This window comes from Nocardiopsis alba DSM 43377, from assembly GCF_000341225.1.
GTDB lineage: Bacteria > Actinomycetota > Actinomycetes > Streptosporangiales > Streptosporangiaceae > Nocardiopsis > Nocardiopsis alba.
In genome coordinates this window covers 1-20,969 of record NZ_ANAC01000002.1, presented here as the reverse complement: position 1 = coordinate 20,969, position 20,969 = coordinate 1, and the positions used below count along the sequence as shown (strand labels likewise).

Sequence of the window (20,969 nt, the reverse complement as noted above, 5' to 3'; positions counted from 1 at the left end):
GTCCGTCCACCGCCGGCGGCGGTGGACGCTCTTCACCAGAGGCCGTGCAGGCAGGCCAGCAACGTACGCGCCTCGATGGTGAGGTAACCACCGTGGCGGACGAGTTCGGTGAGCTGTCCCACCGTCGCCCAGCAGTGGCCCTCCGGCGCCCGGTCGGGCAGGATCCCACCAGCGTCGATCACCCTGTAGCGGGTCCGTGCCGCACGGAACCGGCCCCCCTCCTCGGAGAGCACGACGTCGCGCCGGACCCGCTCGGGGTCGTCGAGCGCGAGCGCCTCGGCGAACCCCTCGGGAAGCCCGGGGTCCTCCTCCGGCGAACGCAGACGCACCGTGGGACCGAACTCCACCATGTCCGCCAGCCCGGGTTCGGCCCGGGTCGCGAGCAGTACGTGGAGCACCCCGCCGATGTCCTTGGTCAGGAACACCGCCGTGTGGACGTCGTGAGGTTCCAGGAGGGGCTGGGTCCATCGACCCACCTCTCGCCCCTCGGCCCGCACGTCGACGGCCATCACCCGGAACTCCCGGCGGGCGTCGTCCACGATCTCCTCGTCGGTGATCGACCACCCCTCGACCTCGGTCAACGGAACGAGCCGCCGGTCCCGGGTACAGGCGACCTTGACGTCGGTGAGCAGGCCGACGATCCCGGCCAGCGTGTTCGCCGCCGCGGGATCGTCGTCCTTCACGTGGTACGAGCGTCGCAGTGCCCGGACGAAGGCGTCGTCGGGCTCGCCCGGGCCCGGTTCCTCGGCGGGTGCCAAGGGCAGGCAGGCCAGCACGGTCCGGGCGTCCATGTTGATCACGTCGTCGGTGGCCATCAGCCGGTTGATCTGCGCGAGCGTCAGCCAGCGGAAACCCTCCCGCTCCTCGACGTCACCCTCGACCTCGACCACCATGTTCCGGTTGCGCTTGCGCCAGAACCACTCGCCCTGCTCGGACTGGAGGACGTCGACCAGGACGCGTTCGCGGGGCGCGGAGCGGAAGTGCTCCACGTAGGGGGTGGCGCGCCCGTTGTGCACGCCGATGTAGTTGCTCCTCGTCGCCTGGACGGTCGGCGACAGCTGTCGGACGTTGAGGTTGCCGGGCTCGAACTTCGCCTGCATCAGGAAGTGCGGCGTCCCCCCGATGTCCTTCATCAGGAGACCGAGGATGCCCACCTCCGGCTGGTCGATGATCGGCTGGGTGATGACACCGTCGTCGGTGTCGATCCTCAGCCCTTCGATCGAGAAGAACCGGCCGCTGTCGTGGACCAGGTTCCCCTTGTCGTCGAAGCCCCATCCCCGCATCCGGTCGAAGGGGATCGGGGCGACCTCGAAGGCGTCCTCACGCGGTAGCCCCGTCCACCACTCCCAGATCTCGTCGTCCGTGCTCTGGGAGGTTCCGTGGCCGGAGGCCGACCCGGTGAAACGAGCGGCGTCCCTCCCGGTCACAGGGATTCCACGGTCGTACGCAGGGCCTCGATGATCTCGGCCTGCTTGGACTCGCCCAGGGAGGGGAACATCGGCAGCGAGAAGATCTCGCCGGCGACCTCCTCCGTGTGCGGCAGGTCCCCCTTCCCATAGCCGAAGCGGGAGAAGCCCGTCATCGTGTGCACCGGCCACGGGTAGCTGATGTTCAGGGAGATGTCATAGGCCTTCATGGCCTCGATGATGCGGTCGCGCTCCGGGTGCCGGACCACGTACAGGTAGTACGAGTGCTCGTTGTACCCGACGGTCTCGGGCAGGATGAGCCCGCTGTCGAGCAGGTCCTTCAGGCTCTCGTCGTACCTGGCCGCGATGGCGCGGCGGGCCTCGATGTAGCCGTCGAGACGGGTGAGCTTACGGCGCAGGATCTCGGCGTGGACCTGGTCGAGGCGGCTGTTCTGGCCCCCCTGCTCCACGACGTAGTACTGCTGCTCGTCCATCCCGTAGTAGCGCAGCCGGCGCAGTCGCGCGTCGATCTCCGGGTCGTCGGTGATGGTCGCGCCCGCGTGGCCGTAAGCGCCCAGGACCTTGGTCGGGTAGAAGGAGAAGGCGCCCGCCTGCCCCATCGAACCGGCGATCCGACCCTTGTAGCGCGCGCCGTGGGCCTGGGCGCAGTCCTCGAGCACGGGGATGTCGTGAGCGGCGGCCAAGGCCTGGAGGGGATCCATGTCGACGCACTGCCCGTACAGGTGGACGGGCAGGATGCACCTGGTGCGCGGGGTGATCGCCGCCTCCACCAGGTCGACGTCCATCAGATAGGTCTTCGGGTCGATGTCGACGAAGACCGGTACGGCACCGACCATGTCGATCGCCAGAACGGTCGGCGCGGCGGTGTTGGAGACGGTGATGACCTCGTCCCCGGGGGAGACGCCGAGCGCTCTCAGCGCCAGCACGATCGCGTTCGTCCCGTTGTCCACACCGGCGCAGTGCGCGACACCGTGGTAGTCCGCGAAGTCCCGCTCGAAGGCCTCGGCGAAGGGACCCCACACCAGTTGACCGGACTTGAAGACGGTGTCCACCGCGTCGAGCAGGTCTTCCCGCTCCTGCGCGTACTCCTCCAGGTAACCCCAGACGTACGTGGTCAAGATCCTCACCCTTTTCCTTGAACGGTCGAATCGCTCAGTTGTTCTACTGGGCTTCGGCCTTCTCCACCACCGAGGTCAGCGCGTGTTGCGCGGCGGTGTCGAGAGTGGTACCGATCCAATCCACCAGTTCCATGCCGGAGCTCTCGGCCGCCTTCTGCCAATGCTCCTTACGGGAACCCCTCACGTTCACCTGCACGGAGGAGATCTGAGCGGGTGTACGTTTCGCTCCGGCCTGGGTCCGTCTCCGAAGTTCGTTCCTCGACCATCCCTCGGCCTCGGCCTGGGAGAGCCAGTGCTCCTGCTCCTCCAAAGAGAGGCCGGCGACTTCGGCGTGATGCTGCATACTCAGCTTCTCGCGCCGACGCTCGGGAACGAATTTGCGCGCCACCCACGCGTAGTTGCGCAGTGTCTGATAGTCCAGAGAGGTAGCCGCGATGGCACACTTGTAGCGGTTCGGATAGTTTTCCTGGCCGTAGACCAGCCAGTCACCCAGCCACCATCCCGAGGAATCGGAGATCACGAATATGTGATGCCCGATGGCCTCCCAATCGTCGATCGGCATCCCGGTGGGGAGCAGGAGTGTCGTCCTGCGTGTGGTCACTCCCCGCATGGCGATTCGACCGTTACGCCGCGAGTTGCGACCGATACTTTCTGTATGGCTTTTTACAGGCATCGCTACCTTGACCATGGGAGATGAATTACTTCCTCTTGCACGATGAGCGATGTAAGGGGGTGGCGGTAATTTACCAGCTTTCACTCGATTAACACACCCCTCGGGTCATATATCCGATTCATGGATGCCCATAACCCACCCCCGAGCGCCACCGCCCCCACAGGACACAAGGCCGGCCCGAAGGTGGGGTGCAGAGAAATGGAACTCCGTTCCATAAAGAGGGGTCGACAGGTTTCAACTGGTCAGAGGTGCTTCATGACGACTCTTCGCCCCTCCATCGAGCCACCCGGAGAAGGATGGACGGCCATGCCCACGAGCAAGGAAGAGGCCGACCCGAAACATGAAATGCGAGGATGGACATCAAGATGCTCGCCTTCTCCCGGCCACCACGCCGACCAGAACCACCGACAGGGCGATAGGCGGACCCCGGAGCCCCCGAACCCACCGCGAATGTAAACGTTTACTTCACGTCGGCGGGATCGAATCGATATCGAAAAACCTTGTTTCGAGTTCGTGTACATTCCGCAGTCATTCGTTCACGCGATTGATTTCACGGAACGTGTGCGATCCGTTCCAATTCGGCGGCCACCGCGGCGGGGGTGGGCCGGGTCCTTATCCACTCGCCCAGCGATGCCGACCTCTCGGTGAGACCGGTCTCGGTCAGGGCCCTCTCCGCCGCGCGGAGGAAGTCCTCCGGTCCGGCGGACCCGGACTCCAGGAGCACGGCCGCGCCGGCACCGGTGATCCGCCGCGCCAACTCAGGGGTGTCGAACATCCGACGGTCGGTGAACAGCACCTGCGGGAGCCCCTGTTCCAGGCAGGTGAGGGCGCTGCCGAAGCCGCTGTGGTTGATGGTGGCGGTGCTGGTCGCGGCCAGAGCGTGCAACGGCACGTAGTCCACCAACCGCACGTTCGAAGGCACCGCACCCAGGTCCTGGCGGGCTTTGAGCGGGACGGTGGCCACCACCTCGGCGTCCACCTGGCCCAACGCCTCCAACACCTCGCCCAACGGCAACGTGTACCCACCGAACCGATCCGTGGCGCTGGTCCCCAACGTCAAACACAGACGCCGACCCTCAGGACGCTCACGCAGCCAGTCCGGTACCACCGCGCGACCGTTGTAGGGAACGAACCGCATCCCCAGATACCGCACCCCCAACCGGTCATTGACCGGTATCCGCAACACGTCCGGAACCTGATCGATGGTGGCCTGACCCACCACCAACTCCTCGTCGAACTCCACCCCGTAACGGGCCGCCAACCCCGACAACCACTCACCCAACGGATCCTCACGGACCTCGGGGACCTGCTCCTCCATCCGCCCCAGGTAGGAACCCCTCATCCGGGCGAAGGTGTCCACACCCCACAGGAAGCGCACGTGCGCGGCCCCACAGGCACGCGCCGCCACCGGGGCACACAGGGTGATGGGGTCCCACACCACGAGGTCGGGTTTCCAGGTGCGGCACAGGTCCACGAGGTCGCCGACCATGGGCTCATTGACCATCCGCCACCAGAACGTCACCATGTGTCGCATGTGTGTCGAGAGTTCGGACCACGGCAGCTCCCAGGTCCGCGCGTCGTGCCAGTCGACGGCCTCCATCGTTCCGGAACGGCCCCGCAGCCGGCGCAGCACCCGGGCCAGGACGTCCCCCCGGCCGACCGGGGCGAAGGGCAGCCCGGCGGCGGAGACCGCGCCGGCCAGCTCCGGCTGGCTGGCCACCACCACCTCGTGCCCCGCCGACCTCAACGCCCACGCCAACGGGACCACCGCGAGAAAGTGACTTCGTTCGGCGATCGTCGCCACGACAACACGCATAACCGTCTCCGTACCGAATCGTCCCGATCCACCGGCGGGACGGACCCGCGGCACGCCGGGGAGATGTCCACGATCGGGGTGTCCTGCCGGCGGGACACCCCTGCCGCCGTCAGGTCCGCCCGTCGGTGACGTGTCGTTCCAGACGGCCGACGAGAGCGGACGGGCCGCCTTGAGAGCGCATACGTCCGCGCAGCTCCGCCGCCCCCCGACGCGTTTCCTCGTCCTCCAGGACCCGCAGGGCCGCCCGGCGCAGATCATCCGGGCCGACGCGGTCGGCCTCCAACGAGATCCCGCCGCCCGCCTCCGCCACTCCGCGCGCCAACAGTCGTGTGTCGAACAGCCGGGAGTCGGCGACCATCACCTGGGGGAGACCGTAGGACATCGAGGTGAGCACGCTGCCGGGGCCTCCATGGTTGACGGCGGCGGTACTGGTCGCGGCCAGAGCGTGCAGCGGCACGTAGTCCACCAGCCGCACGTTGGAGGGCACCGTTCCCAGTTCCTCCCTCGCCTTCGGAGGGACGGTGGCCACCACCTCGGCCTCCACCTCGCCCAGCACGTCGATGGAGGACCGGATCAGAGAGGAGTCCCCGCCGTACCAACCGGTCGAACTCGTGCCCAACGTCAGACACAGACGAGGGCCCTCGGCGGGCCGGCGCAGCCACTCGGGCACCACGGCACGACCGTTGTAGGGAACGAACCGAGACCCCTCGTACCGGGCCCTTTCCCCGACGTCCAAGCGCATCCCGGGCGGGATCTGGTCGACCGTGAGCTGTCCGACCACCAGTTCCTCGTCGAACTCCACCCCGTAACGGGCCGCCAGCCCCGACAGCCACGTGCCCAGCGGATCCTCACGGGAGTGGGCGGGCTGCTCCGCCATACGTTCCAGATAGGAACCCCGCATCCGGGCGATCAGGTCCAGACTCCACAGGAAGCGCACGTGCGCGGCCCCCGTGGCGCGCGCGGCCACCGCCGCCGCGAAGGTCGTCGGCTCCCACACCACGAGGTCGGGTCTCCAGGTACGGCACAGGTCCACGAGGTCGTCGGCGAGGAGTTCGTTCATCGCCTTCCACCAGAAACCGACGATCTGTCGGTAGTGAACGCGCAGCACGTTCCACGGCAACCGCCAGGTCCGTTCGTCGCCCCAGTCGACCGCGTCGGCCGCTCCCGGCAGGCTGTACAGCCGACGGGTGAGTTCCCGTAGACGGTGGTCCCGTCCGACCGGGGCGAAGGGCAGCCCGGCGGCGGAGACCGCACCGGCCAGCTCCGGCTGGCTCGCCACCACCACCTCGTGCCCCGCCGACCTCAACGCCCACGCCAACGGAACGAGATTCAGGAAATGTGTTCGCTCCGCGGGAGTCGCGATCACCACACGCATGTTCACGCCTCCCTTATCATCGGCGCACTCACGATATTCAACCTTGTTCCCCTCTCGAATGAAGAACTCCCGGATCTCTCATAACGTGGACCTTCATCCGCCGGGGAATCCTCGGACCGCGCGAAGTCAACATACTCTCGCGGCATGTGCACACCTCTCCCCCGGTGTAGCCTGCCCCGCGAACAGCCTCTCCCCGAATCTCTGGTCCATTCATCGATGCGTGGATCCGATGGCCCCTATTCCGCCTTCGAATGCACACTGAACGGAGTTCGCATGCGTTTCCTGCCGGTTGGAAGAGGTCCTGTCGTATCCGTGATCGGCATGGGATACGTCGGCTCCTGCCTCGCCGCGACTCTGGTCGAGAGCGGGCTGGAGGTCACCGGCGTCGACAAGGACGAGAAGACCGTCTCCGGGCTGCGCGAGGGCGTGAGCCGCTTCCGCGACCCCGGACTCCCCGAGATGATCGCCCAAGGCGTGGACACGGGCAGACTCCGCTTCACCACCGATTACGGCGCGGTGTCCGACTCCGACGTGGTCCTGATCTCGGTGGGCACCCCGACCCGCGACCACGGCCGTCTGGTGGACGACCAGCTTCGCGGCTGCTGTGAGGAGCTCGCGCGACACCTGCGCCCCGGTCAGCTGGTCATCCTCAAGAGCACGATCCCCCCGGGCACGACCCGACGACTGGTCGTTCCGCTGCTGGAGAGCGGCGGTCTCACCTGTGGCGAGGACTTCGGGCTGGCGTTCTGCCCGGAGCGTCTCTCCCAGGGCGCCGCCCTCGACGAACTGCGCAGCCTGCCGGTGATCGTCGGCGGGTGGTGCCGGGAGAGCTCCTCGGCCGCGGAGGAGTTCTGGCGGCGTGGTCTCGGGGCCCACGTGGTCTCGTGCTCCTCCCCCGAGTCCGCCGAACTCGCCAAGCTGGCCAACAACTGGTGGGTCGACCACAACATCGCCCTCGCGAACGAGCTGGCCCAGGTCTGCGCTTCGTTCGACGTGGACGTCATCGAGGTCATCGAGGCGACCAACTCCATCCCGAAGGGGAACGGACGGGTCAACATCCTCCTCCCCGGCGTCGGGGTCGGCGGATCCTGCCTGACCAAGGATCCGTGGATGCTGTGGCGGGCCGCCCGTGAGAACGGCGTCGACCTGGAGATGATCAGCGCCGCCCGTAAGGTCAACGACTCGATGCCGGAGCTGACCGCACGGCTGATCCTGGACGAGCTGGCGCGGGCCGGAAGGGCCCCGGAGGAGGCGCGCGTCGCCGTCCTGGGGCTGGCGTTCAAGAACGACACCGGTGATCTGCGGGAGACCCCGGTCGCGCCCGCGGTCGCCTACCTTCGCGCGGCGGGGGTGGACGTGCGCCTGTACGACCCGTTGACCGAACCGACCGAGGTGGAGCGGATCTTCGGCTCCACGCCGTGCGCGTCGCTGGACGCGGCGGTCGAGGGCGCCGACTGTCTGGCGCTCCTCGCCTGGCACGGAGAGTTCCGGCGGATCGACTTCACCCTCCTGCGCGACAAGGTCGCCCCGAACTGCGCCGTCGTCGACGGACGCGCCCACCTCCCCGTCCCCGCAGTGGAATCGCTGCGGGAGGCGGGCTACTCCTATCGCGGGATCGGACGGTAACGAGCATGGCCAAAGTCATCGTCACCGGGGGACGCGGTTTCCTCGGCAGTCATCTGGTCGAACACCTCACGGCCACGGGCGACGAGGTGATCACCTTCGACACCGACCGTCACACGGACCACCCCTCCCCGGAGGGAGACCGTTTCGTCGCGGGCGACGTCCGTGAGAAGGAACAGCTGGCGAAGGTCATCACCGACGGCGTCGACACCGTCTACCACCTGGCGGCGGTGGTCGGCGTCGACAACTACCTGGGCCGCCCCCTGGACGTCATCGACGTCAACGTCGTCGGTACGCGCAACGTCCTCGAACTGGCGGGCGAGGTGGGCGCGAAGGTGGTCTTCGCCAGCACCAGCGAGGTCTACGGCAAGAACCCCGACGTCCCGTGGCGGGAGGACGCCGAGCGCGTGCTGGGTCCGACCACGGCCGACCGGTGGGGCTACGCGTCGAGCAAGGCCCTGGCCGAGCACTACGTGTTCGCCTTCATGCGTCAGTACGGGGTGCGGGCCTCCATCATCCGCTACTTCAACCTCTACGGGCCCCGGCAGCGTCCCGCGTTCCTGGTCAGCCGGAGTCTGCACCGGGCGTTGCGCGGTATCGCCCCGGTCGTCTACGACCAGGGGAAGCAGACGCGGAGCTTCACCTACATCGAGGACGCGGTGCAGGCGACCGCTCTCGTGGGCCGCTCCTCCGTCGCCGACGGCGAGTGCTTCAACATCGGCGGTTCGGAGGAGATCTCCATCCGCAGCGTGATCGAGCTGATCATCGAGTCGACCGGACTCGAGGCCGACATCGCCGACCTGGACACCGGTGTGAGCTTCGGTTCCGCCTACCAGGACCTGAACCGCCGCGTCCCCGACGCCTCGAAGGCCCGTTCCCTGTTGGGCTGGAGCGCGACCACCCCGCTCCAGGAGGGGATCGAACGGACGACCGAGTGGGCCCGGTCCAGCCCCTGGTGGCTGGCCCGGCCGGACAGAGCACCCGAATAGCACGGCGACCGCATCCGCGCACGTCCCCGTAACGGTTCTCCCCCTCCAGCGGCGGGCGGCCTGTGGCCCGCCCGCGGCGACCGAACGACAAGGAGTAGTTCATGGCCCGCACTTCCGAGTGCCGCATCTGTTCAGGTCTCGTGACCGAGTTCATCGACCTGGGACGACAGCCCTTGGCGGACGCGTTCCGGCTGCCGCAGTCCCCGGAGCCCGAGTTCTTCTACCGTCTCGCCGTGGGCACCTGCGCCGACTGCCAGATGGCCCAGCTCATGGAGGAGGTCCCCCGCGAGCGCATGTTCCACGAGGACTACCCGTACCTGTCCTCCGGGTCCACGGTCATGCGGGCGCACTTCGAGGGGATCGCGACCAGGCTGTTGGAGACCGAGATGAGCTCGGACGACCCCTTCGTCGTCGAGATCGGCTCCAACGACGGCGTGCTGCTCAAGACGGTCGCCGCGGCCGGCGTGCGTCACCTCGGTGTCGAGCCGTCGGGCGGCGTCGCCGACCTCGCCGCGGCCGAGGGGGTCTCGGTCCGCAAGGACTTCTTCGAGGAGTCCGTCGCCCGGGAGATCCTCGCCGAGCACGGCCACGCGGACGTGATCTTCTCGGCGAACACCTTCTCCCACATCCCCTACGTCGACTCCGTCCTCCGGGGGATCAAGGCCCTCCTCGGCCCCGACGGCGTGTTCGTCTTCGAGGACCCCTACTTCGGGGACATCGTCGAGCGCACCTCGTTCGACCAGATCTACGACGAGCACTTCTTCTTCTTCACCGCGCGGTCGGTGGCGAGGATGGCCGAGCTCAGCGGGATGGAACTGGTCGACGTGGAGCACCTGCCCACGCACGGCGGCGAGATCCGCTACACCCTGGCGCACGCCGGAGCCCGTGAGGCCTCGGAGGCGGTCAAGCTGCTCATGGTCGAGGAGGAGCGGCGAGAGCTGACCTCGCCCGCGACCCTGGCCCGTTTCGTGGAGAACGTGGAGCGCGTGCGCACCGACCTGCTCGCGGAGCTGCGCCGGATCAAGGAGCGCGGTGAGCGGGTCGTGGGCTACGGCGCCACCGCCAAGAGCGCGACCGTGCTGAACTTCTGCGGCATCGGCCCCGACCTGGTGGAGTTCATCTGCGACAGCACCCCCGCCAAGCAGGGGCGTCTGACCCCCGGGACGCACATCCCGGTGCGCGGGCCCGAGGAGTACCGCCGCGCCTACCCCGACTACGCCCTCCTGCTGGCGTGGAACCACGCCGAGGAGATCATGGCGAAGGAGACGGAATTCCAGAAGGCCGGCGGCCGATGGATCCGCTACGTCCCCGAGGTGAGCGTCTCCTGATCGGCCCGCCGGCCTCGCGTGTACGCGTGTGATGGTCGGTGGCGGACGGGTCTTCGGTTCAGACCGTCATCCTGGCGAACCTCCTGACCGCCAGGGCGAAGAACAGCAGCCCCGCACCACCGACCATCAGGACCTCGACCGCCCCCGGCACCTGCCAGGAGAACCAGGTGACGCCGGGGTTGAACAGGGCCTCCGCCTCCGGGGTGGTCTCCACCCTCTCGAACACCGCCCTGCGCATCGGGTCGACCGCGTAGGTGATCGGGTTGACCAGCGCCATGGTCTTGAGCCAGGCCGGCAGGTTCGCGATGGGGAACAGGGCCCCGGACAGCAGGACCAGGGGCATGATGGCCATCTGCGAGATACCGAGGAAGGCCTCGGGGTGGCGCACGAGGGTCGCGGTGAGCACCCCCAGCGCGGAGGTGGTGAAGGCCAGGACGAACATGAGTCCGGCCAGTTGCAGGAGCAGCACCGGGTGATAGGGGACCCCGGCCAGACCCGCCATGATCAGGAGCAGGCTGCCCTGGAGCAGGGCCAGAACGGAACCGCCGCACACCTTGCCCAACGCGATGGCGCCGCGCCGGGCCGGTGAGGCGAGCATCTCCCGCAGGAAACCGTGCTCCCGGTCGGAGACGACCGACCCCGCCGACGCGATGGCGGTGCTGATGACCAGCATCGCGATCACCCCGGGGAACATCACCGTCGTCAATTCCACCCCGCCGGGCGCGTCGGGCATGAGCGACCCGAAGCCGACCCCGATCACGAAGAGCATCATGAGGCCCTGGAGAAGGGTCGCCATGGCACGACCGACGTCGTACAGGAAACGCATCAGGTCCCGGTAGAGGACCACCTTCACCACGCGCAGGTCGTGGGACAGACCTCGATTGACCACCCGCTCGGACACGGCCGCACTCATCAGGCGCCTCCGACCCCGGTGTCGGTGGAGAGGTCACGGAAGAGGGGGAGGAAGGGGCCTCCGTTCCCTCTCGCGGTGGCCAGGGCCAGCAGCAGACCGGCGCTCCCGGTGGCCAGGTCCATGGACAGACGGAACCCCCGTCCGCTGGGCAGGGCGAGTCCGCCCTTGTAGGGCACCAGGAAGCTGCGGAGTTCGTCGACGCGGTCGTCGACGGCGCTCTTCTCGGCCCCCAGGCGCGCGAGTGCCGCGATCTGGCCTCCCTTGCCGAACATCAGGTCGCCTCGCACCGTGAGGACGGGGTGGGCCGAGCGGGCCAGATCCGGGATCGACTCCCTCAGTCGCCCGTCCTCCCGATACGCCAGGATCTCCTGGGCGACCAGCGCCAGCCCGAGTCCGCCGCCCTCGATATGCGGCAGGCCTCGGATCCCTCGATCACTGACCAGCAGGGCCCCGTCGTCGTTCTCCGTGCACTGGTCGAGGTCGCGGTGGAGCGCGCGCACGGCCAGGTCGAGGCAGCCCTCGTCCAGGGTGCGCTCGTAGAGCCGAACGTAGAAGAGCGCCGCCCCGGTCCATCCGCGCATGAGTCCGGCGCGCAGTTCGGTCCCGGTGCCCGCCGACCCCGGAAGCCTGACACCGGTCACCCGATCGCCGATCTCGTCGGCGAGTTCGAGGGCCTTGTCGAGGAACCGGGGCTCGCCCCCGTCCCGGGACAGGTGCAGCAGCGACGCCCCGATCCCGGGCAGGCCGGAGAACAGGGAGAGGCCGCCGGTCGGGGTGTCCGAGTGGCGGTCGATCAGCTCCACGGCCTCCTTCCGGTATCCGAGGTGGTCCAGCGTGTACGCGATGCCCGCCACGCCGTCGTAGAAGCCCGGGGCGAGGCGACGCTGCCGGAACACCGAGGAGACGAACCATTCCTCGTACTCCGGGCGTCGACCGTGACCGCACACGTCCAGGGCCCAGAGGATCCCGGCCGCGCCGTGGGCGAACCCGTACCCGCCGGAGACGCACTGCTCGATGTCCCCGGGGAAGAGGCGGTCCTCTCGGTCGGGTGTCGCGGCGGCCCTGATCCCGGCCGCCAGGAGGCTCTCCAGCTCCGCGGGGGACTCGATGTCCCGTGCGGGGTCGGTGCCCTCACCGCCGGCCGTCAGCTGCTCGACGCTCGGTCGTGTCCAGCCGCGCGGCACCGGGAACGTCCGCTCGACCAGGTCGGCGTAGGACCGGATCTTGCCCGGGGCCATCGTCGAGATGGGGGCGAAGGCGAGGAAGGCCGTCAGACGGAGCAGCGCCAGGCTGTGCTCGTCGATGCCCCGGCCCTCGCGGTGCGCGACCATGAACCCCGGGGCGCCCAGCCCCGGCGTCCAGTCCTCGCCCACCTCGAACGACTGCTCGAAGTCGATGACCGTCACCTGATCGTCCGGACCGACCAGCACGTTGTTCAGGTGCAGGTCGCCGGCGACCATCCCCCGATCGTGGATCGCCCGGACGATCTCCTCGACGGTCCGGAGCACCTTCAGCATCCGCTCGGTGAACTCCGCGATCTCCTCCCGCGAGGGGTGGGCCCGGAGTACCAGCGGATGGTGGGCGGCGCACCAGGAGTACATCGGCAGGCCCTCTCGGTACTCCTGTACCAGGAAGCCGTGCCCGCCCATCGTGAACTCGTCGTACAGACGAGGAACGCCCGGGATCCCGTCGAGGCGGCGCAGGGCCCGCTTCTCACGTTCCTGTCGGACGATCGCGTCCTCGCCGTTGCCGTCGACACCGGTGTGCGGCCGCGCCTCCTTCAGCACGACCCGCTCCCCATCGCTGAGGCGTGTGGCCAGGTAGACGCCGCCGGAGTTGGAGAAGTGCAGCGCCTTGTCCACCCGATAGGGGCGGGCCTCCTCCGAGCCGCCCCGAGCCCGCATCTGGCGTTCGAGGAACTCGGGCGGGCTCACCCAGGGAGGCACGGAGAACCCGGGGCGCCTCCGGTCGGGGACCAGTACGCCGTCCGGCCGCCGCATCGCGGGGACCGGACGGCCGTCGATGTCCAGGCACTGGAGATCGGCGAAGGCCCCGTACCGCACGTACAGCGGACCCTGCTCCCAGCGCAGGTCACTGAGGATGTAGGGCCCCTCGTGACCGCCGACCCGCTCGCCCAGCCCGGTGAGGACCTTCTCCAGTTCCTCCTCGTCCCGGGGGTAGATCGTGATCAGTTTGCCGCTGGAACCGCGAGGCGCGTACTTGGAGTTGCACAGGTACTGGATCCTGCGATCCAGCAGGTACTTGAAGGGCAGACCCTCGGCGACGCAGTAGTCCCAGACCTCGTCGCAGAGCGCGTCGCCGTTGTCCAACGTCGCCGACACGTGGATCTTCCAGCCCTGCTCGGGAAGCACGACCCCGTCAGGGGAGACGTGGGTCCACAGGCCGTGGTCCCGGCGCGACCAACCGTCGGGGACCCGCCGTTCCGACACCGAGAAACCGTGGGTCTTCAGAAAGGGCGGCCCCTGGACCCAGCGGCGGGGGTCCTCATAGAAGAGGGGGTCCGCCTGGATGTAGATCTCCATGTTGTCGAACACCGGGTCACACTCCGTTCGGTGGGTCCCGGCTGCGGGAGCGGTGGCCCCGCGGCCAGGGGAGGATGGGTGGGCGAGGAGGCCTGAGGGCACCGCTGTGACGCGCGCCGCACAGGAATGCCCCGGTCTCACCGCGGGGCGGGGGCGGTCACCGCGTCCGGGGCTTGGCGGCCCAGTCCGGGCGACGGCCGGTCAGAATACTCAGCGGCAGGGGGAGCGGCCTCAGCAACAGGGTGGTGAAACCCAAGGTCCCCCGTATCTCGCGCAGCCAGGCGTCCCGATAATCCGCCATGAAGCGAAGGATGCCCGCCCTCTGCTCGTGGGGGGCGTCGTCGAGGCCCCACTCGGCCAACGCGCGGACGCAGGCCCACATGTACTCGTCCCATTCCGTGATCGTGCTCACGTGGACGTCGATCGGCAGCCCACCCCCGGCCATCACCCGGTCATAGACGCCGTCCGCGTCCGGGTAACGCTCGGCGGACACACCGAGGGCACGCTGGGCGACCTGGTTCGGCGGCCGCTCCCAGAACGGTTCGCCCAGCAGGATCAGGCCTCCGTCCCGGAGCCTGGGCCGGATCAGCTCCCGCAGGACCTTCTCCGTACCACCGAGGGGGTCGCTCAGACCCACACAGATGACGAGGTCGAACCCCTCCTCGGACAGGTCCATGTCCCAAGCGTCGCCGACGTGCCCGACGAACCGTTCGCCCAGTCCGCGGCGCTCGGCGTCGGACACTGCGCGATCCATGTACTTGCGGGAGATGTCGATGCCCACCCCGTGAGCGTCGGGGTGCAGTTCGAGGGCGCGCAGGATCCAGGCTCCGAGACCGCACCCGATGTCGAGGATCCGAGGGGCGGACCCCAGGCGCGCGCTGCGGATCAAGCGATCGATGGTGGTGTCGGAGAAGGGGCCGAGGGGCAGGTGGGCGGCGTCCAGCCTGCTCCAGACGGCCTCGTCGGTGAAGGCGCCGGAGTCACCGTTCGTCTCGGGTATCACGGCGTTCCCTCCTCGAGGACCAGCTCACGGCCCCATTCCCGGACCAGTGTCCTGGCGGCGACGACCTCGGCGGCCAAGGGCCGGTCCGCCTCCAACGGCGGGCAGATCCGGGCCAGGTCCCGCCACCGGTCTCCGTCCGCCGGAGCCGACTCGGTCAGGGCCGCGCACTGGGCCAGACCCACGGCCAGGGACCCCAGGACGTTCCACGCGTGCTCCACGGCCTCGGAGACGGCGTTGGCCCCGTTGAGGGCCATCGGGACGTGGTCCTGGTTGCCGTTGTTGCACGGGAGCGCCGTGAGCGAGGCCGGGGTGACGAGCTGGCGGATGCGGCTGACGAAGGAGGTCGTGCTGATCTGCACTCCGGCCAGACCGCTTCCGGCGCCGGGCCGGGGGGTGAGCATCGGCGGGAGCCCGCCGTTGGTCTCGGGGGTGCACAGGAGCGAGAGCTGCCGGTCGGCCAGGAAGGCGACCTGTTGGAGGCACAGCCCCAGCTGGTCCGAGCTCAACGCGACGGGCATCGCGTGGAAGTTACCCCCGTGGAGCACCTCGCCGTCGACCAGAACCGGGTTGTCGGTGACCCCGACCGCCTCGCGCAGAAGGATCGGCTCCATCGCGTCCAACTGGTCCAGGACCGCGCCCAGCACCTGAGGGGCGCATCGGAGGCTGTAGGGCTCCTGAAGCGGGCGCGAGGGCGCGCGGACCGCGGACTCCGGCATGTACGAGCGGATCCAGCCCGCCACGGTGGACTGGCCGACCTGACCGCGCACCATCGACAGGTCCGGGTGATAGGCGACCGGATCGGCCCCCAGCAGCGTGGCCATCCTCCCGGTCAGGAGGGCGCCCACACGGAGCAGGGAGAGGACCTCGCGATGGTTGTGCACGGTGCGGGCCAGGCCGACCGACGTACCGTTGACGAACGCGAGCGCCTCACGGGCCGGCCACCGGACGGGGTCCGCGCCGAGCTCGGCCAGGACCTCCGCGGCCGGGCGGGGCACGAGGGTCCCGTCGTCCTCGCGGTGCCAGCACTCGCCCTCTCCGGCGAACGCGGAGGCCGCCGAGGACAGGGGCTGGAGGTCTCCACTGGCGCTCACCGTGCCGTCACGGGGGATGACCGGGGTGAACCCGCGGTTCCACAGGTCGGCCAACCCGCCCCAGAGTTCGGGGGAGACCGACGAGTATCCCGAGCGCATGCTGTTCAGCCGGATCCATACCGCGAGCCGGCTCACCTCCGCGGGGAGCGGCTGTCCCTGGGCCGTGCCCAGGTGCGCGATGAGCCCTCTGCCCTGCTCGTCCACGGACTCCGAGGCGCTGAACTCCACCAGTGCCCCGTAGCCGCGATTCATCCCATAGACGAGTCGTCCGTCGGCCAACGCCTTCTCCAGGGCGCCCACGCTGGAGCGCATCCGGAAGACGTCCTCCTCGTCGGCCTCGATGGAGGCCTCCCAGTCCGCCGCGCGGAGCAGGGCTCCCAGGCTCGGGGGTCTACTTTGCACTGATCCTCCTCAGCTCCAGCCCGGGGTCGGGTTGGAGACGCCTCAGCTTGCCGGTGTCCGACCGGTCGATCCCCTCGACGACCGCGATCCGGCGAGGGCGGCAGGGCAGCCGCGACAGCAGCGTGGTCGGGTCGATCCGCGCGGGGTCGTCCCCCGGCCTCGGCACCAGGAGCAGGTCGAAGTGCTCACCGATCACGGGGTCGGTCACCGGAACGCAGGCCAGATCCGAGCACGGGAGAGCGGACCTGGCCAGCTCCTCCAGCGCGTCGAGATCGAACCTGCGGCCGTTCACCTTCACGAGTCGGCCGCGCCGGTAGGTCATCTCGATCGTTCGCCCGTCGAGCGCGGTCACGTAGTCGTCCATCCGCCACTCGGTCGGCGCTCCCCCCTCGGCCGGGCGCGCGAGCCGGGGACCGCTCACCACCAGGGGTTCCTCGCCGTCTCCGGGGCGGGGCCGCACCAGTTCGAAGTCCGGGCAGAGCCGCCAGTGGCGGTCTCCCGAGCGAGAGTGCCTGGTCGCCACCACACCGGTCTCGGTGGAGCCCAGCAGTTCGAGGATCGAGCCCGAGTCCCCGAGTTCCTCCAGGAGTTCCACGGCCTCGGACGGGAGCTTGGCGGTGCTGTGCACCAGGCTCAACCGCCGCATACGACGGGTCCAGGACGACCGCCGCCTCAGGATGCGGTAGGTCCAGGGGATGGCCATGACGGCCCAACGCTCGTGCGAGGTGCCCTCGGGCATGGGGGCGAACTGCGGCCGGTACCAGACGGGGAGCCCCAGCCGGGCCGGAACGAGCACCGAGACGATCATGCCGTACAGGTGTCGGGGCGGCGCGAAGGACAGGACGGCCTCGGGATCGTCCCCGGCCAGCATGTCCGCCACCAGGCCCGCCTCGTCCCACAGCTGTTCCCGGCTCCGGACCCAGGTCCGGCCCTCGCCGGTGGTGCCGGAGGTCCGGAAGCGCAGCTCCTCGGGCATCGCCTCCAGGAGCAGGTCCCGCGCGGTCCGGGCCTCCAGGTCCCACCGCACGACCCAGGGCCGTTCGGTGAACCGAGGGGCCTCCAGGCCCTCGGAGAGCAGCCGGGCCGCCGTGATCCGCTCGTATCCCGTGCCGCCTTCACCGACCACGGTCATCGGTCCTCCCTCGTGCTCCTGCCACATGTCGAATCGGGTGCTCGGGACGGACGGCGCCCATGATGGGGCCGCACTCGTCCCGCCGGCGGGACGAGTGTCCCGGCCGCTCCCCGACCCTCCGGTCGTTCACGCGCCGTTCTCGGCGGTCACCGCCATGCGGTGCTTGAGCGGTTCCCACCAGTCGCGGCGTTCGGTGTACCACCGGACCGTCTCCTCCAGCCCGGAACGGAAGTCGATCCTGGGCCGATATCCCAGCTCGCGTCGGATCAGGGAGAAGTCGACGGCGTACCTGCGGTCGTGCCCCTTGCGGTCCTCCACGTAGCGCACGCGGGACCAATCGGCGCCCATCGTCTCCAGCAACATCCCGGTGATCTGCTCGTTGGTCATGCCCTTGGAGGCGCCGATGTTGTACCGCCGTCCCGGGGCGCCCTCCAGGGCGACCAGGGCGATGCCGTCGCAGTGGTCGTCCACGTGGATCCACTCCCGCACGTTCGTACCGTCCCCGTAGAGAGGGACCGTCTCGCCGTCGAGGAGGTTGGTGATGAAGAGCGGGAGCAGCTTCTCCGGAAACTGGAACGGGCCGTAGTTGTTGCAGCACCGGGTGATGTTCACCGGGAGCCCGTAGGTCTTGTGAAAGGCCCTGACGATCAGGTCGGAGGCACCTTTGGAGGCCGAGTACGGGGAGTTGGGTTCCAGCGCGTCGGACTCGTCCCAGGCCCCCGTGCCGATGTCCCCGTACACCTCGTCGGTGGAGACGTGGACGAACTTGCGCACACCCGCCCTGAGCGACCGATCGAGCAGGGTGAACGTCCCGTTCACGTTCGTCGTCACGAAGTCGGACCCGTCCGCGATCGAACGGTCGACGTGGGTCTCGGCGGCGCAGTGGACGACCACGGACACCCCGGAGAGCACCTCGTCCAACGTGTCGGCGTCGCGGATGTCCCCGTGCACGAACCGGACCCGCGGGTCATCGAGAACGGATTCGAGACTCGTACGTGTTCCGGCATAGGTGAGTTTGTCGAGCACGACGACCTCGACGTCCCCGAACCCCGGATAGTGACCCGACACCAATCGTCGGACGAAATTCGAGCCGATGAATCCGGCTCCGCCGGTGACCAGCACTCTCAAAGGACTTCACCTTCGCGATATTCTCTGTCGAGACTTCGGGCCACGTCTACCACGTATCGGCCATAAGGCGAGTCGCCCATCTCGCGTCCCAGACGGAAACACTCCTCCGCGTCGATGAACCCCATTTCCAGGGCCACCTGTTCCACACAGCCGACCCGGAGGCCGTGTTCGTGCGTCAACCGGCGTACGTGCGCGCCCGCGTCGAACAACGACTCCTCCGTCCCGGTGTCGTACCAGAGGAAGTCGTCGTCGAGCGGAACGAGGTGTGCGCTCCGCTCCTCCACGTAGAAACGGTTCACGTCCGTGATCTCCAGTTCACCGCGGGGCGAGGGGCTCAGCTCCGCGGCGATCCGGGAGGCCCGATCGTCGTAGAAGTAGAGGCCGGTCACGGCCTGTTTCGACCTGGGGTTCTCGGGCTTCTCCTCGACGGAGACCAGTGCCCCGTCCTCGTCGAACCCGGCCACGCCGAAGCTCCGCGGTTCGGCGACCTCCTTGCCGAACAGGACGCACCCGTCGAGGTCCGCGGCGGCCTTCCGCAGCCTCTCCCCCAGCCCCGGACCGTGGAAGATGTTGTCGCCCAGCATCAGGGCGCAGTCGCCCCCGGCGATGTGGGGTTCGCCGATGACCAGGGCCTCGGCGATCCCCCGAGGCCTGGCCTGGGCCGCGTAGGAGAGTTCGAGCCCCAGGTGCCGGCCGTCCCCCAAGAGAGCACGGAATGCGCTCATCGCATCCGGGGCGCAGACAATCAATATCTCTCGGATACCGATTTGCATCAGCACGGAAAGTGAATAGTAGATCACCGGTTTGTCATAGACCGGAAGCAACTGCTTGGACGTTGCCCGAGTCACCGGCTGGAGCCGGGTTCCTCGTCCTCCTGCAAGGAGAATTCCCCTCATGTTCGCTCCTGTTCGGGGTCGAACGACGGCGACACAGTACAAGAGAATGGGGAAGGGAAGACCAAGGCCGAATCACCGACCTATCCGCGGTGGCGGGGCCGTGCTATTTTCACCGTTCGACACCCGCGTCCCGACCCTCTTCCACCCCGGGGCGGTCGGGCCCCGGGCGACCGCCGCGCTCCCCGCGCGCCGCGCCCGGATGACGATCGAAAGGGAACTGGTAGAGCGTGCGTGTCCTCATAGCGGCCAACGGTTCACGGTCGAGTCTTTTCAGCATGGTCCCCCTGGGTTGGGCCCTGCGGGCGGCGGGCCACGAGGTTCGTGTGGCCACCCGCTCCGCACTGGTCGACGCCGCGGCCGACACCGGCCTGACCGTGGTCGCGGTGGGCGAGGAGACCTCGGGCGAGGCGCCCGGATCCGCCGACGCGACGAGAACGGCCACGGGCGTACGCGATCTCCTGCCGGACCCCGGCGAGATCGCGGACCTGTCCTGGGAGAGCCTGCTCTCGGTCCAGAGGACCCTGGCCGACGAACGGTTGAGGGCGGTCAACGAACCGATCCTGGACGACCTCGTCCTGCTCTGCCGGCAGTGGCTTCCGCACCTGGTGCTGTGGGAACCGACGACGGTCGCCGGCGCCGTGGCCGCCGAGGCGTGCGGCGCCGCTCACGCGCGTTTCCTGTGGAGCCCGGATCTGCACGGCGCCCTCCGTGAACACTTCCTCTCCCGGCGGGCCGAGCCGGAAGCGGACCGGAGCGAGGATCCGCTGCGGGAGTGGCTGGCCCCCCACGCCGAGCGCCACGGCGTCGGTTTCGGCGAGGAACTGACACGAGGCCGTTTCTCCCTGACCCCTCTGGTCACCGTGCTGGACGGAACGCAGGACGGTCCCGAACGTCTACGCCACATCCACTACGGGGGCCAGACCACCATCCCCACCTGGCTGCGCGACAGGCCGGGAGAGACCCCGGCCCCGGACGCCCCTCGGCGGGTACTCCTGGATTGGCGCGCCACCGGGGCCGCCGGAGGAGACCCCGACGACAAGGCCCTGCGCCGGGTACTGGACGGACTCGGAACACTCGAGAACACCGAGATCGTGCTCGTGCTCCCCGAAGGGGAGGACGAGGACGCGGAGATGCCGTCCGGCGTCACCCGGGCCGTCGGGCAGGGGGCGCTGCACGCCTTGGCCCCCACCTGCTCGCTCGCGGTGCACGCGGGAGGCATCGATACGTTCTGCGAGGTGGGCCGGCACGGGGTGCCCCAGCTGGTCCTGCCCGATCCGGGACTTCCCGACGCGGTCGCGTCGGCGGAGCGCCTTGCCGCGCTCGGCGCCGGCTCCGTCCTGCCCCACGGCGAGGCGGAGTCCGACTCGGTGGCCGAGGAGGCCGTCCGGCTGATGACGGACCCGGAGGCGGCCCGGGCCGCGGAACGACTGCGCGAGGCGTTGGACGCCGCCCCCACCCCGGACCGGCTGGTGGAGCGGATCGAGCGACTGACCGCCGAGCACTCACGGTTCG

The 20,969-nt window shown here is 68.9% G+C and carries 16 protein-coding genes; 4 read left to right on the top strand and 12 right to left on the bottom strand.

Annotation, left to right across the window (positions count from 1 at the left end; genetic code table 11):
• Nucleotides 1–32: 32 nt before the first annotated feature.
• The 5 genes from D451_RS0101695 to D451_RS0101675 all read right to left on the bottom strand — a co-directional run bounded on the left by D451_RS0101695 (nucleotide 33) and on the right by D451_RS0101675 (nucleotide 6,409).
• Nucleotides 33–1,427, bottom strand: a complete 1,395-nt coding sequence (locus D451_RS0101695) for an NDP-hexose 2,3-dehydratase family protein (RefSeq protein ID WP_014911243.1) — start codon at nucleotides 1,425–1,427, stop codon at nucleotides 33–35.
• Complete coding sequence (locus D451_RS0101690) at nucleotides 1,424–2,545, bottom strand: DegT/DnrJ/EryC1/StrS family aminotransferase (RefSeq protein ID WP_014911770.1); 1,122 nt, start codon at nucleotides 2,543–2,545, stop codon at nucleotides 1,424–1,426. Before D451_RS0101690 ends, D451_RS0101695 begins: the two co-directional genes overlap by 4 nt.
• Before the next feature lie 43 nt (nucleotides 2,546–2,588).
• Nucleotides 2,589–3,155 carry an LmbU family transcriptional regulator gene (locus tag D451_RS0101685; RefSeq protein WP_014910516.1) on the bottom strand — a complete coding sequence of 189 codons (567 nt, stop codon included), beginning with the start codon at nucleotides 3,153–3,155 and terminating at the stop codon, nucleotides 2,589–2,591.
• A 613-nt stretch (nucleotides 3,156–3,768) separates the two neighbouring features.
• Nucleotides 3,769–5,034, bottom strand: coding sequence for a nucleotide disphospho-sugar-binding domain-containing protein (locus tag D451_RS0101680; protein ID WP_026124740.1), 1,266 nt, complete (start codon nucleotides 5,032–5,034; stop codon nucleotides 3,769–3,771).
• 109 nt (nucleotides 5,035–5,143) lie between these two features.
• Complete coding sequence (locus tag D451_RS0101675; protein ID WP_020379929.1) at nucleotides 5,144–6,409, bottom strand: activator-dependent family glycosyltransferase; 1,266 nt, start codon at nucleotides 6,407–6,409, stop codon at nucleotides 5,144–5,146.
• Between the two features lie 312 nt (nucleotides 6,410–6,721).
• Between D451_RS0101675 and D451_RS0101670 the strand changes: the two genes are divergently transcribed.
• From D451_RS0101670 to D451_RS0101660, 3 genes are all read left to right on the top strand, one after another.
• Nucleotides 6,722–8,035, top strand: coding sequence for a nucleotide sugar dehydrogenase (locus D451_RS0101670; protein WP_267880659.1), 1,314 nt, complete (start codon nucleotides 6,722–6,724; stop codon nucleotides 8,033–8,035).
• A gap of 5 nt (nucleotides 8,036–8,040) precedes the next feature.
• Nucleotides 8,041–9,021 carry an NAD-dependent epimerase/dehydratase family protein gene (locus D451_RS0101665; RefSeq protein WP_017533186.1) on the top strand — a complete coding sequence of 327 codons (981 nt, stop codon included), beginning with the start codon at nucleotides 8,041–8,043 and terminating at the stop codon, nucleotides 9,019–9,021.
• A 101-nt stretch (nucleotides 9,022–9,122) separates the two neighbouring features.
• The gene (locus tag D451_RS0101660) at nucleotides 9,123–10,349 is read left to right on the top strand and encodes a class I SAM-dependent methyltransferase (RefSeq protein WP_017533185.1); all 1,227 of its coding nucleotides are present in this window, start codon (nucleotides 9,123–9,125) and stop codon (nucleotides 10,347–10,349) included.
• 58 nt (nucleotides 10,350–10,407) lie between these two features.
• Here D451_RS0101660 and D451_RS0101655 read toward each other — a convergent pair whose 3' ends face one another.
• The 7 genes from D451_RS0101655 to D451_RS0101625 form a co-directional block, all read right to left on the bottom strand.
• Complete coding sequence (locus tag D451_RS0101655; protein WP_017533184.1) at nucleotides 10,408–11,262, bottom strand: ABC transporter permease; 855 nt, start codon at nucleotides 11,260–11,262, stop codon at nucleotides 10,408–10,410.
• Nucleotides 11,262–13,817, bottom strand: coding sequence for a class III lanthionine synthetase LanKC (gene lanKC / locus D451_RS0101650; RefSeq protein ID WP_017533183.1), 2,556 nt, complete (start codon nucleotides 13,815–13,817; stop codon nucleotides 11,262–11,264). Before lanKC ends, D451_RS0101655 begins: the two co-directional genes overlap by 1 nt.
• A 145-nt stretch (nucleotides 13,818–13,962) precedes the next feature.
• Nucleotides 13,963–14,808: an SAM-dependent methyltransferase gene (locus D451_RS0101645; protein ID WP_017533182.1), complete on the bottom strand. Its 846-nt coding sequence runs from the start codon at nucleotides 14,806–14,808 to the stop codon at nucleotides 13,963–13,965.
• Entirely contained in the window at nucleotides 14,805–16,301 is a 1,497-nt protein-coding gene (locus D451_RS0101640; RefSeq protein ID WP_017533181.1) for an aromatic amino acid ammonia-lyase, read from the bottom strand. Before D451_RS0101640 ends, D451_RS0101645 begins: the two co-directional genes overlap by 4 nt.
• Entirely contained in the window at nucleotides 16,291–17,433 is a 1,143-nt protein-coding gene (locus D451_RS0101635; RefSeq protein WP_017533180.1) for an AMP-binding protein, read from the bottom strand. Before D451_RS0101635 ends, D451_RS0101640 begins: the two co-directional genes overlap by 11 nt.
• A 126-nt stretch (nucleotides 17,434–17,559) precedes the next feature.
• A complete protein-coding gene (rfbB, locus tag D451_RS0101630) occupies nucleotides 17,560–18,555 on the bottom strand; it encodes a dTDP-glucose 4,6-dehydratase (protein ID WP_017533179.1) in 996 nt (331 codons plus the stop codon).
• A gap of 2 nt (nucleotides 18,556–18,557) precedes the next feature.
• Nucleotides 18,558–19,457: a sugar nucleotidyltransferase gene (locus D451_RS0101625; protein ID WP_017533178.1), complete on the bottom strand. Its 900-nt coding sequence runs from the start codon at nucleotides 19,455–19,457 to the stop codon at nucleotides 18,558–18,560.
• Between the two features lie 275 nt (nucleotides 19,458–19,732).
• On the opposite strand from D451_RS0101625, the gene D451_RS26190 reads away from it, so the two are divergent.
• Nucleotides 19,733–20,969, top strand: a 1,237-nt coding sequence (locus D451_RS26190; protein WP_017533177.1) for a nucleotide disphospho-sugar-binding domain-containing protein, incomplete at its 3' end; no start/stop codon positions are given.